The sequence below is a fragment of the Acetivibrio mesophilus genome, from assembly GCF_004102745.1.
Classification (GTDB): Bacteria; Bacillota; Clostridia; order Acetivibrionales; family Acetivibrionaceae; genus Hungateiclostridium; species Hungateiclostridium mesophilum.
On record NZ_RLII01000020.1, the window covers coordinates 43,449 to 59,171 of the forward strand.

11 protein-coding genes are annotated in these 15,723 nt (G+C 36.3%); 5 read left to right on the forward strand and 6 right to left on the reverse strand.

Annotation, left to right across the window (positions count from 1 at the left end):
• The first annotated feature begins 73 nt into the window (after nucleotides 1-73).
• Entirely contained in the window at nucleotides 74-1,510 is a 1,437-nt protein-coding gene (locus EFD62_RS12925; protein WP_128706245.1) for an aminopeptidase, read from the forward strand.
• Between the two features lie 90 nt (nucleotides 1,511-1,600).
• Here EFD62_RS12925 and EFD62_RS12930 read toward each other — a convergent pair whose 3' ends face one another.
• Nucleotides 1,601-2,524, reverse strand: a complete 924-nt coding sequence (locus EFD62_RS12930) for an LCP family protein (protein ID WP_069193755.1) — start codon at nucleotides 2,522-2,524, stop codon at nucleotides 1,601-1,603.
• A gap of 169 nt (nucleotides 2,525-2,693) precedes the next feature.
• The gene (locus tag EFD62_RS12935; protein WP_128706246.1) at nucleotides 2,694-3,686 is read right to left on the reverse strand and encodes a tyrosine recombinase XerC; all 993 of its coding nucleotides are present in this window, start codon (nucleotides 3,684-3,686) and stop codon (nucleotides 2,694-2,696) included.
• A gap of 214 nt (nucleotides 3,687-3,900) precedes the next feature.
• Between EFD62_RS12935 and EFD62_RS12940 the strand changes: the two genes are divergently transcribed.
• From EFD62_RS12940 to aroC, 4 genes are all read left to right on the forward strand, one after another.
• Nucleotides 3,901-5,553: a carbohydrate-binding domain-containing protein gene (locus EFD62_RS12940; RefSeq protein WP_128706247.1), complete on the forward strand. Its 1,653-nt coding sequence runs from the start codon at nucleotides 3,901-3,903 to the stop codon at nucleotides 5,551-5,553.
• A gap of 139 nt (nucleotides 5,554-5,692) precedes the next feature.
• Nucleotides 5,693-6,376: a DUF4956 domain-containing protein gene (locus tag EFD62_RS12945; protein ID WP_069193752.1), complete on the forward strand. Its 684-nt coding sequence runs from the start codon at nucleotides 5,693-5,695 to the stop codon at nucleotides 6,374-6,376.
• Nucleotides 6,377-6,521: 145 nt separating this feature from the next.
• Complete coding sequence (locus EFD62_RS12950; protein ID WP_069193751.1) at nucleotides 6,522-7,034, forward strand: shikimate kinase; 513 nt, start codon at nucleotides 6,522-6,524, stop codon at nucleotides 7,032-7,034.
• A 70-nt stretch (nucleotides 7,035-7,104) separates the two neighbouring features.
• On the forward strand, nucleotides 7,105-8,289 hold the full coding sequence (gene aroC, locus EFD62_RS12955; RefSeq protein ID WP_128706248.1) for a chorismate synthase: 1,185 nt from the start codon (nucleotides 7,105-7,107) through the stop codon (nucleotides 8,287-8,289).
• Between the two features lie 100 nt (nucleotides 8,290-8,389).
• Here aroC and EFD62_RS12960 read toward each other — a convergent pair whose 3' ends face one another.
• From EFD62_RS12960 to EFD62_RS12975, 4 genes are all read right to left on the reverse strand, one after another.
• Nucleotides 8,390-9,046 carry a PilZ domain-containing protein gene (locus tag EFD62_RS12960; protein WP_069193749.1) on the reverse strand — a complete coding sequence of 219 codons (657 nt, stop codon included), beginning with the start codon at nucleotides 9,044-9,046 and terminating at the stop codon, nucleotides 8,390-8,392.
• 623 nt (nucleotides 9,047-9,669) lie between these two features.
• Nucleotides 9,670-10,791 (reverse strand): murein hydrolase activator EnvC family protein, encoded by a 1,122-nt coding sequence (locus EFD62_RS12965; protein WP_069193748.1) that lies wholly within the window; start codon nucleotides 10,789-10,791, stop codon nucleotides 9,670-9,672.
• A gap of 170 nt (nucleotides 10,792-10,961) precedes the next feature.
• Entirely contained in the window at nucleotides 10,962-11,735 is a 774-nt protein-coding gene (locus EFD62_RS12970) for a cohesin domain-containing protein (protein ID WP_069193747.1), read from the reverse strand.
• A gap of 185 nt (nucleotides 11,736-11,920) precedes the next feature.
• Entirely contained in the window at nucleotides 11,921-15,322 is a 3,402-nt protein-coding gene (locus EFD62_RS12975; RefSeq protein WP_128706249.1) for a cohesin domain-containing protein, read from the reverse strand.
• Nucleotides 15,323-15,723: the final 401 nt, after the last annotated feature.

The following is a 15,723-nucleotide window of genomic DNA, read 5'->3' on the forward strand; positions in this document are numbered from 1 at the left end:
GATTTAATGTTTATTGTGGAAGTATTTAGAGATATAATAATAAATATAAAATTACTGCAGGAGGTAATAAAATATGCCAGATAATAAAACACCGGGTCAGAAGCTGTCGGAAAAGTTATCTTACAACAATCCCAATGTTTGGAACAAAATAGGCGATGATGAAGTAAAGAACACATTTGCTTTTTGTGAAGAATACAAGTCTTTTTTAGACAAATCCAAGACAGAACGGGAATTTGTGAAAGAAGCTAAAAAACTGGCTGAAGATAAAGGGTTTGTTTCAATAGAAGATATAATAGAATCCGGAAAACCGCTTAAGCCCGGAATGAAAGTCTACAGAGCATTCAAGAACAAGACTATAGCTTTGGCAGTTATCGGCTCACAACCGCCGGAAAAAGGCTTAAACCTTGTGGGGGCACATATAGACTCTCCAAGAATTGATCTCAAGCCAAACCCAGTATATGAGTCAAACGACATGGTATTTCTGAAGACTCACTATTATGGCGGAATAAAAAAGTATCAGTGGGTAACTATACCGCTTTCCATGCATGGAGTCGTTATAAAAAAGGACGGAAGCAGTGTTGAAATTGTAATTGGCGAAGATGATAAAGATACGGTGTTTACAATAACGGATTTGCTACCGCACCTTGCAGCAGAGCAAATGCAAAAGAAAATGAGCGATGGAATAACTGGGGAGAGTTTAAATATTCTTTTCGGTTCCATTCCATATAACGATGAAAAGATTAAGGATAAAGTGAAGCTCAACATACTTAAGCTCCTTAATGAGAAATATGACATTGTTGAAGAGGATCTTCTGTCTGCCGAGCTCGAACTGGTTCCTTGTTTCAAGGCAAAGGATGTGGGCTTGGATAAAAGCATGGTCGGTGCTTACGGGCAAGATGACAGAGTTTGTGCATATACAGCCTTAAGAGCTGTCTTGGATCTCGAAAATATTGACAAAACATCTATTTGCGTGCTTACGGACAAAGAGGAGATAGGAAGTATGGGCAATACCGGAGCCCAATCAAGCTTTTTGGAAAACTTCATAGCTGATATATGTGCTTTGAGTTCCGAAAAATATACAGACATAATTTTGAGAAGATGCATGACCAACTCTAAAATGCTTTCGGCAGATGTCAATGCAGCAATAGACCCAACCTATGAGGGAGTATATGATAAGCTTAACTCTTCCTTTATCGGAAAAGGAATTGTACTACTAAAGTATACCGGTGCTCGTGGAAAATCCGGTGCAAGTGATGCCAACGCCGAATTCATGGCAGAGGTGAGAAATCTATTCAACGATAAGGAAATATACTGGCAAACTGCCGAATTAGGCAAGGTTGATCAGGGCGGAGGAGGCACAATTGCGCAATTTGTAGCCAATATGGGAATGGATGTAATAGACTGTGGAGTGGCCGTTCTTTCAATGCATTCACCCTTTGAAGTAACCAGCAAGGTTGATATTTATATGGCGTATAAGGCTTACAGAGAGTTTTTAAAGTATATGAAATAAAACTTGAAATGAAACTCCATTAATATGTATTGACTCACAACACAAACCTTCCAATGCATTGAAAGGGCTATGTTGTGAGTCTTGTTTTTCTTAGTTCTTTGACCTAAAATGCTCGTTAATAATCTTGTCTGTTTCTTGGGAATCCATGATATAGTACCATGCTCCATCCAATACCGATTCTCCCGGAACCTTTAGCATGTTTATGGTGTCGGCCTGAACCTTTGAAGCGCTTCCAGTTAATTTTAGAACCTCACTCATATTAAGATTGGTATCAATATTGCTGAAAACCGTATTAACAATATCATTTACTTTAGTTAGATAAATAATATTAAGCTTCTGGCGAACCACTTCCCGGATAAAGTTCTGCTGAGCATCAATTCTTTTCAAATCACTTCCATCATAATACTCATTAATACGGCCGTTGTTATTTTGCCTAAACCTCATAAACTTTTCAGCCTTTTCACCGTCGAAGTGATGTTGTCCTTTCTTTATATGAATACTAAGGCCTTGCAAAGGGTCATCATAGTCCATATCCACCGGAACGTAATAATCAACTCCACCTAAAATATCAATTATTTTTTTGAAAGCAGAGGTATCAATAAAAACATAGTATTTTACATCTATACCAAAGAGTTCGCTCACTGTCTGAGTAGCAAGTTCTCCTCCTCCTACAGGATAAGCAGCGTTTATCTTTGCTCTTTTGCCGTTTATGGTAACCTTTGTGTCCCTTGGTATGGAAAGAATGCTTACTTTAGAGGTTGAAGGCTTAAAATTCACCAGCATCATTGTGTCAGTATTGTTATTAACCTTATCACCGCCTAATAATAGCACATTCAAATCCTCATTAGCAGCTTTGAAAGGACTTAAAATATCATGAATTAATGCCCCCGAATTGTCGACAGGCTTTTCGATATCTGTATTGAAATTGATATACAAGAGGGTTAGTGCCCCAATAAAAAACATAAAAACCGATAGTATTGAAGATACAATTAAATAAAATTTTCTAAAATTCATGTCGCAACTCCATTTTTCTAACTAAATTTAATACCAAAAATAAAGTATAATCTATTTTTGCTAATATTTCAATTATGTCCAGAAGCCATAGCCTCAGTATTTTACCGCAAAAATTCTAATTAGAAGCAATATTACTCAAGGGTATTCGTTTCATTTTCAATATTATAGCTTAGCTCTCATTTTCATCATTGGGTTCATCAACATAACTCGACAAAGGATTGCTTTCCACTGCATTTTTTAACCTCTGGTTGTCAACATGGGTATAAATCTCAGTTGTTGCTATACTTTCATGTCCCAGTATTTCCTGAAGTGCTCGTATATCAACATTGCCATGCTTATACATCAGTGTTGCCGCCGTATGTCTTAGTTTATGGGTGGAGTATCTTTCAGGGTCAAGTCCTGCAGCCTTTATATACTTTTTGACAATATGCTGAACGGTCTTATTGCTTATTCTTTGCTTTCTAGCACTTAAAAACAGAGCATTTTTATCTTTCACACCATCTACAGGTCGAACTTCCAGATATGCCTTAATAGCTTTTATACATGCTGCATTAAGGTAAATGGTACGCTCTTTGTCACCTTTACCTACTACGGTCAAAACATCATTTTTTATATTTTTTAGATTGATATTCACAAGCTCGGAAAGCCGCAGACCGCAGTTTAAAAACAAAGTTATAATCGCAAAATCCCTTTCTTTATGCTCTCCGTCAATAGAACCCAACAGTTTTTTGCTTTCCTCGATGTTAAGATATTTAGGAAGCCTTTTCATTATTTTGGGAGATTCCAGCTCAGCAGCAGGGTTTTGCTCCAAAAGCTTTGCTTTGTTTGTAAGATAATTAAAAAACGACCTTATGCTTGCAACCTTTCTTGCCCTTGAGCTTGAGCTATTGTCTCTCTCCCGGCTTAGAAAAGACATAAACGAATATATATCACTCAGAGTTATTTCCTTAATGATCTCAATATCTATATCCTTAATATCTATTGAATCAAAATCCTTTTTTCCATCCTCCAAACCCATGTGAATTTTCATGAACCTGAAAAAAAGCCGCAAATCATAATAGTATTCATGGATTGTATTCTTTGACTTACCTCTTATAGTCTCCATGTAGCTTAAAAAGTCCTTTATTACAATAGGTGCCTCATCATAATATGCCTCGTTCATTTTGACATCTCCCTAAATTAATAGTATTTTTATTTTGACGAAAATAGCCACAATTTTGTTCAGATTAATTTCGTACTTCAATTAAAACAAATGCCCCTACAAATATTATAATATAAATTTTGAAAAAATTAAAATATACCGAAATAATTGCAAAGTTCATTGCGAATAAATATATAAATATAATTCATAAAATTGCCAAAGGGGAGATGATTTAATGAGGAAAAGGTACTTGGGTATTTTTTTGGTGTTGCTTACATTTATTGTGAACATGATATCTGTAAGTGCTTTGGAGCCACCATATATATATGGTGATCTAAATTCAGACGGCAAAGTAACCTCAACTGATATGACATTAATGAATAGGTATATTTTACGCACCATTCCCACTATCCCCAACATAGTAGTTGCTGATTTGAATGGAGACGGTAAAGTCAATTCAACGGATCTTACTCTGTTAAAAAGATATCTTTTACGCATTATTTCTGTTTTTCCGGTAGAAAACCAGACTTGGCCAACGCCTACGCTCTCACCGGCAACACCGGAGCCAACACAAGAACCAACACCTACTCCAACAGCTCCAACTGATGAAGAAGCATGGAAAAACAACACTGGTACGATTGAGTTGGGAGATTCAATAAAAGTCAGCGGGGAAGGTATCTCGGTAAATGGCTCGGTTGTTACCATTACATCCGGAGGAGATCATACGGTTACAGGTACTTTAAATAATGGTATGATTTATGTCGACACAACTGAAAGAGTCAAGCTTAGACTAAACGGCGTAAATATAAAGAATCAGAACGGACCTGCCATCTACTTTTACAATGTCGACAAAGGCTTTATTACAATAGAAAAGGGAACTGTCAACTATCTTTCCGACGGAGCAAAATACAGTGATGAAGGGGCAAAAGGAGCCTTGTTCAGCAATGATGATTTGGAGTTAAAGGGAAAAGGTACTCTCTACGTTACAGGCAATTACAAGCACGGTATTGCAAGTGATGACGATATCATTATCGAAAACGGAGATATCTATGTAACAGCTGTTACCGATGGATTACACGCAAATGACGGTGTGAAGATTAAGGGTGGAAACATCACCATTACAGCCAAATCCGACGCTATTGAAAGTGAAGGAGATTTTGTAATGACCGACGGTACTCTCAATTTGACTGCCGATGACGATGGAATACACTCTGAACTCGACCTTGTAATTGATGGTGGAGAAATAAATGTATTAAAATGCTATGAGGGTATTGAAAGCAAGACTACTCTTACAATTAATGGCGGCAAAATTAATGTAAATTCAAACGAAGATGGTCTGAATGCATCAAAAGGCATTATAATTAACGGAGGTAATCTTTACATAACTTCAGGATATGATGCAATTGACTCTAATGGAACAATAAATATTACTGGAGGATATACTGTTGCATTTGGAGGCAATATTCCTGAGGGCGGTATTGATTGTGACTGGAATCCACTCATAATCACAGGAGGAACTCTTATTGCTGCAGGAGGTTCCAATAGTTCTCCTTCAACTACAAGCACTCAATGCTCAGTTCTTTTAGGCAGTGGAACAGCAAATTCCGTCGTCAGTATTCAAAAGGAAGGAACTGAAATAATCAACTGTACAGCTCCGAAGAATTATCAAAACATGATAATCAGCTCTCCAGATCTTGTATTGAATGCGACTTATGTAGTATATAAAAACGGAACCCAGTCAGTTACCTTTACCACAAATTCAATCATAACAAATGCAGGAGGCAATTCCGGAGGATTCCCAGGATGGGGAGGAGGATTCCCAGGATGGGGAGGAGAATTCCCAGGTGGTGGTGGATTCCCGGGCGGTGGTGGATTCCCAGGATGGTAATAAGCTGCTAGATAAAGATAATACATGGGGATTCTTCTATACTGAAACGATATGAGGCAACAGCCTGTTTATACAGTCTGTTGTCTCTTGTATAATGATTGATAAATACAATAATTATATAAGAAAGGAAAGATTGATAATGCCTGACATAGATTTAAATACTACTGTCAATACAACGTTAACTCTTTGGAGCTCATTGTTGACAATTATAGTTTCATTTGCTTTGGGAATAATGATTAGCGTTACCTATATTAAAACCCATGTAAGGGGTTATTATTCGCAAAATTTCTCTCTGACACTGATTTTGATACCTTCGGTAATTGCAGTAATAATTCTTTTGGTAGGAAGTAATGTAGCAAGGGCGTTCAGTCTGGCGGGAGCATTTTCCATCGCCCGATTCAGAAGTACTGCCGGAGATCCCAAAGATATTTCTTATGTGTTCTTTTCAATGGCAGCCGGACTTGCCTGTGGCGTAGGATTATTTGGATATGCCGCACTGTTTACCATATTACTTTGCGCGTTTATTGTTATTCTATGTAAAATTGATTTTGGCGCAAAAAAAACCTGCAGTAAAATACTAAAGATCATAATTCCTGAGAATATGAATTATCAGGGTGCATTCGATGATATTCTAAAGAAGTATACAACAAACTATCAGTTATATAAGATTAAGACAACAGATTTGGGAACTCTTTTCGAACTCGTATATACAATAACTATGAATAGCGATAAAAATGAAAAGGAATTTATTGATGAGCTACGCTGTAGAAATGGTAATTTAAGTATAGTATTGTCAATGGATGCTAATACATCGGATTCATAACAATTTATATACTTTTAATAATATAAATTTTTATTTTTTTGTTGGAGCTTCATAATTTTATGTGTATAATACTATTATATATATAGTGTTATGTCCTTGGAGTAAAGGCAAAGTAGTTTCATAATAATATTGTGAGGTTGTACAAATGAAAAAAGGAAACATAGTCTTAATTGGTATGCCTAGTTCCGGCAAAACTACAATTGGTGAACCGCTTGCAAAAACTCTGGGTATGGGCTTCGTAGATACCGATAAGATAATAATGGACAAAGAAAAAAGGCAGCTTAGAGATATTGTAAATCAAGACGGTCTGGAAAAGTTTCTTGAAATACAGCAATCGGCTTTAATGAGCCTTGATGTGAATAATCATGTCATATCAACCGGTGGCAGTGTTGTTTACAATGAATCTGCAATGGAATATCTTAAAAAAAACAGTATTGTGGTTTATCTTAAGCTGGAGTTTGATGAAATCAAAAAAAGACTTTCTTCAGGGAGAAGGCTTGCAAGAGACAACAATAAGAGCTTTGAGGATACTTACAGGGAGAGAGTGCCTCTTTACGAAAAGTATGCCGATATTACAATCGACTGCTCTTCAAAGAGTGTTTTATCAATTGTAGAGGAAATTAAAGACGTTTATGAAAGCAAGTATATGGGAATATAGATGCAAAAGTAAGAATTTTTAGGACATCTATTGCCTAGTTTATTAGTTTATATAAGGGAGATGATGCAGGATGGTAGGAAATTCATTTGGTAGAATATTCAGGATTACAACCTGTGGAGAATCTTATGCGGGTGGTTTCCGCAAAAATCTCCAAATACCAAAAGAATTGTATGGGGGACTAATGACAATCGTAGACGGCGTTCCGCCTGGAATAAAGCTTACTGCGGATTTTGTGCAAGAAGAGCTTGATAAAAGGAGACCTGGAAGAACTCCTCTGGATACCCCAAGGAATGAAAGGGACAAGGTATACATTTTCTCTGGCGTAATGGAAGATGACATTACAACCGGTGCTCCTGTTGGTATGATTATACCCAATGATGTTATTGAGGATGAACACATTAATAAGCATAAGAGCTATAAAGAGGTTGTAAGGCCGGGTCAGGCAGGGTATACTTTCTTTAAGAAGTATGGACAATTTGCTGACAATATTGGTGCCGGACGTGCTTCAGGAAGGGAAACAGCTGCCCGTGTTGCTGGCGGAGCTGTAGCAAAGGCAGTTTTAGATACCATGGGTATAGACGTAATTGCCTTTATAAGTGAAATACACGGGATTAAAGCTCAAAACAATATTACCTATGAGATGGCCAAAGCTAATTATCGTAAAAATGATATAAATTGCCCCGATCTTGAAAAAGCAAAAGAAATGATGGAAGACCTCCTAAAAATAAAAGAACAGGGTGATTCCGTCGGCGGGGTAGTAGAGATAATTGCAAGGGGTGTACCGGCAGGTTTGGGCGAACCTGTATTTGATAAACTTCAGGCTACACTTTCCCATGCTTTAATGTCCATTGCAGCCATAAAAGGCATAGAGTTCGGCGAAGGATTCGGACATACAAAGCTTAGGGGCTCTGAGTCGAATGATACCCCTTATTACGATGAATCTTCAGGCCAGGTAAAGTTTAAGACCAATAGAGCCGGAGGTATATTGGGCGGAATATCCAACGGTGAAGATATCAGAATAAGGGTTGCAGTAAAACCTACACCTACAATTTCAATACCGCAGGATACAGTCAATATGTATACTCTTGAGAATGTTGAAGTGGAGTTTAATACAAGAAATGATCCTTCAATATGTCCAAGAATTTATCCTGTTTGTGAAGCAATGGTCAGAATTGCTCTTTTAGATGCCTTATATGTTGCAAAAGGCTATAGAGCAATTAGTAGCAACATAGATCCTCGTTGGGACCGACTATAAACTTAAAGAAAGCCTCAAAAGCAGATATGCTTAAAGAGGCTTTCTTTAAATTCAATTTTTTAAATTCAATTCATTTTAATTTTTTATTACAATTGATTTTTTAATTCATTACAACCTTTTTTTGATTTATTCTTCTAAGCGGTTCAAACTCATATTTAAGGCGGCTTATTGAAATCTCCTGATCCATTGTTAAAAACTCCAGACATCTTTCAATAGTTTTGCTAAATTCGGCCTTCGGCATGTAATATGCAAGGCCATACTCAAAACCAAGCTCACTCATCTTTTTCCACATAACTTGAGCCTCAAAAGTAAGTTCAATATTTTCAATTTTTGTATTGACAGTAAATATGTCTCCTTTCTTAAACTCTTGTTTTGAGCATAACGATAAACCATCCAGACTAATATTTCTTATGTAGGAAAAAACCCTAGCATTATGATTGATAATATATGCGCACAAAGAAACAGGAAACCTTTGTGTAAGCCTTTTGTTTGTAATTGATTGAATATTATTAATAGTAAGATTAAAGGTATTTTGATTGTAGTCTACATGTTTTACAGTACTTTCGCAGAGGTTTACAACATTTTCACTTTCAAATCCTATTACAACGGGGTCACTGTCAAAAAAGCTGTAAATAAGAAAATCTCGTTCCGGTTTAATAACGACACTGTTATCAAACAAGTTGCTAATTATCCCTCGATTGCTTTTTTTAGCGGAATAATGCTTTAGTGTTACGATTTCACCAACTTTTAACTTCATAAAATCATTCCCATCTAATTATTTTGACTTCAACTGTATAGTTTTGTAAAATACTGAGTCGGATAAACCCGCAAAAACAGGGCAGCTTCAGGAAAGGAGTGTGATTTTGAATGAGTATTTTTAGCGACTATTATTATTATAGCATATTTTACTAGAATTTTTAAGCTTTTTTATAATTAATTTTACATCCTAAAAAAAAGAAAGAAACTACCGTACAGAAATACCTCAAGCTGTCGGTAGTTTGGTATGAAGGTTGGTATAACTTATTGACAAATTAATTGTCATAAGCGTACTATAGTATTTCGAACGTTTTAGAATTTTGAGGGGGCAAAATTAAAAAGTTTTTTAGAATTTCATAGTAAGTAATGGTACTTGACTTATTTTTTCTCAAAAACCCCTTCCCGATTATACAAAATTTTTATTTTGTCTAATTAGGTATATTTTTTTTTACCCCTACCTAAAGGCCTTAGTGTGATGTCCCTTCGCTTTTGTCTCTTTCATTTCACTCTAAGAGACTAAAATAAAAATAAGATGCTATAAGACAATTTATTTTAGCATCTTATTTTTAGTCATTATTGATTATACGAATTCAATTACCGATAGTTTTATGAACGGTGCTTTCATTATTTAATATAGTCTAATGGATTGGTCACATTTCCGTCTATTCGCACTTCAAAATGCAGATGTGTTCCGGTAGACGTTCCGGTACTGCCGGCTTGGGCTATCGTTTGACCTTTTCTAACTTTGTCACCGTTATTGACAAGAAGTTTGCTGCAATGAGCATATAGCGTAGTTATTCCGCCACCGTGATCGACAATGACGGTATAGCCATATCCATCCTGCCAGCCTGAAAAAATAACGATCCCGTTATTTGCAGCCACTATTGAAGCTCCATAAGACGCATCAATGTCCACACCGGTATGCATCTTGTACTTTTTAAATACCGGATGAAGTCTCATTCCATAACCAGAATCTATTGTTTTAGAACTTGGTACCGGCCACACCATTGTACCGCCGGCATAGTTTTTACCGCCCTTGGCGCTTCTTCTAATTTGATCTGCAATTTGACAGGATTGTTCAATCAGCTTATCTTCCTGCTCTTCTAAACGTTTGATCTCTTCATTCCGCTCCTTAATGCGGTTCTCCAGACCGTTTCTGGATGCAATCAATGAATCAATGCTATTTTTCTTTTTAATTAATTCAGTTTGCTTAACATTCTTTACATATTGAACTAACTGCTGTTTGTATGTAAGATCTTTCTTAATATCTTGAACTTCTTTTACAATTTCCTTATCCTTTTTAGCAACTGACGAAATTATCTCAAGTCTTTCAAAAAAATTAATCAAATTCTCCGAATCGGCTAGTACATCTAAATATGAAACATATGAATTTTTGTACATCGCCACGAGGCGCTCTTCAAAGGCTTCTATGTGTTTGCCATACCTTTCTTCCGTATCCTTTAATGAATCCTCATAGCTTGCTATTTCCCTGTCTAACGCTTCTAATTCTGAGACTAAGTCTTGATACTCTGCGTTTACAGTATTCTCGGCATTTATTAATTCTTTCTTTTCACTTTCAAGTTTATCTTTTTCTTTGCGTATCTCACTTTTTTGTTTACTAATATTGTCTAATTTGTCGTCAATTTCACTCATTTTATCTTTAATAGAATCATTATCTGCCATAACAGGAAAAATCAAAGCTGCCGTCAACGCCGTTATCAATGCAATTACAAAAAGCCTTTTCACTTCTACTCCTCCTGAAGAAACAAAAAATTACGTATTTAATACTCTCTAATATATTATATAGTCTATTGACCTCATTCTTTTCCTATTATATTCTTATACTATTATTTAAATTTTGTCAACACATTATTAGGAAAATTACTAAAAATTTGCCAGATGTAAAATTATTGATTCTAATTGAGCCTTGCACCCTCACCTACCGAATAATTAGTCAACACCTCGAAATTCCAATCATAAAAGAATGTTCCCGATAAGGCATTGGGCATCGTCGGTGTATCTTCAAAAGCAACAGTTGTGCTATCCTCCTTCAACACCTTAAAGCCTATTAAAGCAAGTACACCACTGCTCTCCGGTTTGTTGCTCTCCCTATATTTATCTACATCAATATATGCCTTACCGAAATTAATCAGACCTTTTTCATCGTCGTTTGCAACTAATGGGAGTACATTATAATCTGAATTTACTAAAATATTGCCATCACTGGGCATCTGTTTATTTTCAAGGGGTTCCCCCGAATCAAGATCTACTGCTTGCAATATGTTGGGGTCATACTTTATATTTACCTGATAACCCGCAATGTTTGCTATATTGTTCAATATAATCTTTGCTGTGATTATCTCTCCTTTTTTTGCCGTGTTCCTGTCTAGCACAATTCGAATATCAGCGGCATTTAGATTGCCAGTTAATTCCTCATTATTTGTGGGCTCTGATGTCTGATTTAAAACATCTGTATTATTATCCGGAGATGGATCTGGTTTTGCAGTCTCCATTATATCTGGCGATTCCGAATAAACAGGCTCTTTGCTTGCGTCATTGTCTTTGTTTGCCTCTATAGATGCTGTTGGATCAGCAGTTTTAGACTCTCTTCCGGTTGTACTGCAACTACACAGAATTGACACTAGCAAAACAGTAATAATCCCTATCTTTATCAAACTTGATTTTATCATTAATATCTTCCTCCAGTATGAGAGTATTCCTTTGCAAATAATTTAAGTAAACGTACTTGATTAATTTTATAACACATTTGATAAATAAATTCAATTACACATTTTTTGATTTCGTTATATATTAAAAAACTGCAGGCAGCAATTAGCCACCTGCAGCATTATATTTTTTATTATTCAATAAGCGTTTAGTTGATGCTATTAGGCTGTATTATTGAATAATCGTTTACTTGATTGCCATACCAGTCAAACAAATATGTTCCTGAGAGACTACCCGGCATTGCAACTGATTCTTTAAAGCTTATTTTTGTAGCTTCAGCCTTTAATACCTTAAAGTATATTTCTCCTAAAACTCCAGTATCTTCGGGAACACCATTTATCCTATAGTCATTCATAAACGCATATGCCCTTGAGAAGTTCAATACTCCCTTTGTCAGATCATGCGAAGTAATATTTGTAGGGCTATATTCGCTGTTCTGGAGCAATTTGCTGTTCTCAAAAGCAGTCCTCTTAGAATACTCAACTCCAGTCTTAGAATTAACAGGCTGCAATACATTTGGATCATAAACTATATTTACCTGATAACCAGATAGATTTTTTACATTGTTTACTCTTACTGTAGCCTTTATTAATTCTCCAACTGCTGCTTTATTCTTATCTAAATCCAGTGCAATATAGCTATTTGCTACAACACCGCTGTCATTGATAGGTTCAGGCTGAATAACCTCATAGTCTGACTTCAACTCGCCATACCAATCAAACAAATATGTTCCTGAAATGCTTCCCGGCATTGAAATTTCATCTTTACTAAAGCTGATAGATGTCTTCTCGTTTTTCAATACCTTAAAGCCGATTTCACCCAAAATACCTGTTTCTTCTGCCTTACCGCTCATTCTATAATCATTCATAAATGCGTATCCCTGAGCAAAAACCAATATACCCTGTGACAGTTTATGTGAAGCTATGGATGTTGCACCATATTCACTGTTTACAATCAGCTGGCCATTTGCAAACGGAGTTCTTGCAGTATATGCTGCTCCGGTATTTGGGTTAACCGGTTGCAATACCTTAGGGTCATACTTGATATTTAACTGATAACCGGAGAAGTTCTTTATATCATTTATTTTTACTGTTGCCTTTATGATATCACCAACTGAAGCATTATTCTTATCAAGCTCCAATTTAATATAGCTGTTTGTCGATACCGGTGAAGTTGGTTTCGGTGTTATCGGTGTTGCTGTAGGAGTCGCTGAAGGTGTAGGTTGCTCAGATTGAGATATTTTTATCACACCTGGATTCACCACTTTGTAGCCTGATACCAATTCTCCATTCCAGTCAAACAAGAACGTTCCCAATATACTTGATGGCATTGCAACGGAGTTTTCAAATCCAATATAAGTATCCTGCTGTTTAAGAACCTTAAAGCCAATTACAGCTAATGTACCGGTCTCTTCCGGATTATTTGCGAGTTTATATGCATCTAAATAAGCATAGGACTTACCAAAGTTTAATATACCCTCAGAGGTATTGTTTGCGACTGCTGATACAACACCATATTCAGTGTTTATAAGAATTGTTCCGTCAGCAGGCATTGTCCTAGCCGATATTGCTTCTCCAGTAACAGGATTTATAGCTTGAAGCACTGAAGGATCATATTTTATATTTACCTGATAAGCTGCAAAATTATTGATATTACTAATGTTAACTGTAGCATTGATTATATCCCCAACTTTTGCTTGGTTTTTGTCCAACTTAAGCTCTATTTGTCCTCCAGAAATCGGTGTTTGGGTTGGAGCAACCGTTGGTTTTGGACTAACAGGTGTTGCTGTTGGTTTAGCAGTCGGCGAAGCTATAGCCGAACCTGTTATCTTAACTAATTCAGGCTGAACAACCATATACTCTGGTATTCTTTCCAAATTCCAATCAAACAGCATTGTACCGGAAAGGCTGCTTGGCATAGCTATTGAATCTTCAAATCTGATGGCTGCATCACCTGCTTTGAGAGCCTTGAATCCAATAACCCCAAGTGTTCCTGTTTTCTCAGGTTTACCGCTGTTTTTATATTCATTAATATAGGTATAAGTTTTTGAGAAATTCAATATACCTTCTGAAGGTTTGTTAACTGCAATAGAGATTACTCCGTAATCAGAGTTTGCAATCAAAGTACCATCTTTGGGCATAGTATTATCTTTTAAGGGTTCCCCAGTGTCGGGATTTACAGCCTGCAATAAATCAGGGTTGTATTTAATATTTACCTGAAAAGCGGATAAGCTATCAAAATTGTCAACCTTCACAACTGCTTTGATAATCTCCCCAACTTTAACTGTGTTCTTATCCAAGTCAATCTCTATTGAACCGTTGGAAACCGGTGAATTTGTAGGTGTAGGTGACACTACCGGTGTTGAAGTAGGCTTTGGTGAAACCGGTGTATATGAAGGGGTTACCGACTGTTTTGAAATACTGATAGCACCAGCTGGAATTACCTGATAACCCAATACATTGTTTCCATTCCAATCAAAAATCATTGTACCTTTAATGCTTCCGGGCATCGCAATTGACTCTGCAAATTCAATAGATGTTGAAGAAGCTGCTTTAAGTGTCTTAAATGCAATTATTGCAATTGTACCACCCTTTTCTCCTGCTCTTGAAGCCCTATATTCACCAAGATATGTATAGCACTTTCCAAAATTCAACGTACCTTGTTCCAAATTGTTTGCTACTGCTGAAATCACACCATAATCAGGATTTATTAGTATTGTACCGTCCTTTGGCATTGTAGTATTTCCATATGGAGCATTGGTATCAGTATCTATAGGCTGCAATACTTCAGGGTCATATTTTATATTAAACTGACATCCTGCAATATTGTCAAAGTTATCTGCCTTTATTTCAGCAATTATTATATCGCCTACAAAAGCAGAATTCTTATTCAAATCCATTTTTATGGTTCCATTGGATGGCGAAATTGACGGTGAAGGATTTACTACAGAAGAATTTATAATTCCAGACTGAACTACAGTATAGTCTGAAATAACATTGCCGTTCCAGTCAAACAGCATTGTACCGGAAAGGCTGTTTGGCATTGAAGGTGTGTTTTCAAACTTTACGGTTGTAGGCTGTGCCTTAAGTACCTTAAAGCCTATTTCCGCCAAGACACCTGTCTCTTCCGGTGAATTACTGAGTCTGTAATCATTGAGATAGGAATATGCTTTTCCAAAGTTCAAAATACCTTCTTCGATTTTATTTAAAACACCGGATAATGCGCTATATTCAGGATTTATCAATAAATTCCCGTTCTTAGGCATTGTAGTTGCTCCTAAAGGAGACTTTGTATCAGGATTTACTGCCTGCAATACTGTGGGATCATATTTGATGTTTACCTGATATCCGGCAAAATTCTTAATATTACCAATCTTGACATAAGCTTTGATTATGTCCCCTACTTGAGCAGTTGTTTTATCAAACTCCAATGATAAGCTGCCACTACTGCTAGCTGACAGAGTACTTGCTGGATATGCAGACACAACAAAAGACGAGGTCATTGCCACCAGCATAGCAATAACCAGTATAAAACTTATACCTTTCTTCATACCATAAAACCTCCCAATTAAAATTATTATCTCTATAGGCATTTAAAACGCCCTAACCATAACATACCAATTCTAATATATGTACATTTCGCCCTTGCTTCAGACAAACATATCTTTTACACCAGCTATTACAATAATTTAGTGTAAAAAATATCAAATATTATCAAATGATTTTTCTCCTCCTTCCTTCAGTAGTAACCAAGAAGCACTGGCATCTAAAGAAAACTTAGCATGTTATGATATATAACATTTAATTATTTCTCTACACAGCAAAACAAACTATAACAATAGGTTAAATTAGGATACTTACCAACTATTTGCAGGTATTTGGCATTATTCTGGATTAGTTGCAAATGCTTAACATAGAAATTATACGATTGGAAGAACGTATAGAAGAACGC

What these genes read in the sequence shown, in the direction of transcription:
- EFD62_RS12925 (WP_128706245.1), top strand. Translation starts at nt 74, where the DNA reads ATGCCAGATAATAAAACACCGGGTCAGAAGCTGTCGGAAAAGTTATCT.
- EFD62_RS12930 (WP_069193755.1), bottom strand. Translation starts at nt 2,524, where the DNA reads ATGAATTTTAGAAAATTTTATTTAATTGTATCTTCAATACTATCGGTT.
- EFD62_RS12935 (WP_128706246.1), bottom strand. Translation starts at nt 3,686, where the DNA reads ATGAACGAGGCATATTATGATGAGGCACCTATTGTAATAAAGGACTTT.
- EFD62_RS12940 (WP_128706247.1), top strand. Translation starts at nt 3,901, where the DNA reads ATGAGGAAAAGGTACTTGGGTATTTTTTTGGTGTTGCTTACATTTATT.
- EFD62_RS12945 (WP_069193752.1), top strand. Translation starts at nt 5,693, where the DNA reads ATGCCTGACATAGATTTAAATACTACTGTCAATACAACGTTAACTCTT.
- EFD62_RS12950 (WP_069193751.1), top strand. Translation starts at nt 6,522, where the DNA reads ATGAAAAAAGGAAACATAGTCTTAATTGGTATGCCTAGTTCCGGCAAA.
- aroC (WP_128706248.1), top strand. Translation starts at nt 7,105, where the DNA reads ATGGTAGGAAATTCATTTGGTAGAATATTCAGGATTACAACCTGTGGA.
- EFD62_RS12960 (WP_069193749.1), bottom strand. Translation starts at nt 9,046, where the DNA reads ATGAAGTTAAAAGTTGGTGAAATCGTAACACTAAAGCATTATTCCGCT.
- EFD62_RS12970 (WP_069193747.1), bottom strand. Translation starts at nt 11,735, where the DNA reads ATGATAAAATCAAGTTTGATAAAGATAGGGATTATTACTGTTTTGCTA.
- EFD62_RS12975 (WP_128706249.1), bottom strand. Translation starts at nt 15,322, where the DNA reads ATGAAGAAAGGTATAAGTTTTATACTGGTTATTGCTATGCTGGTGGCA.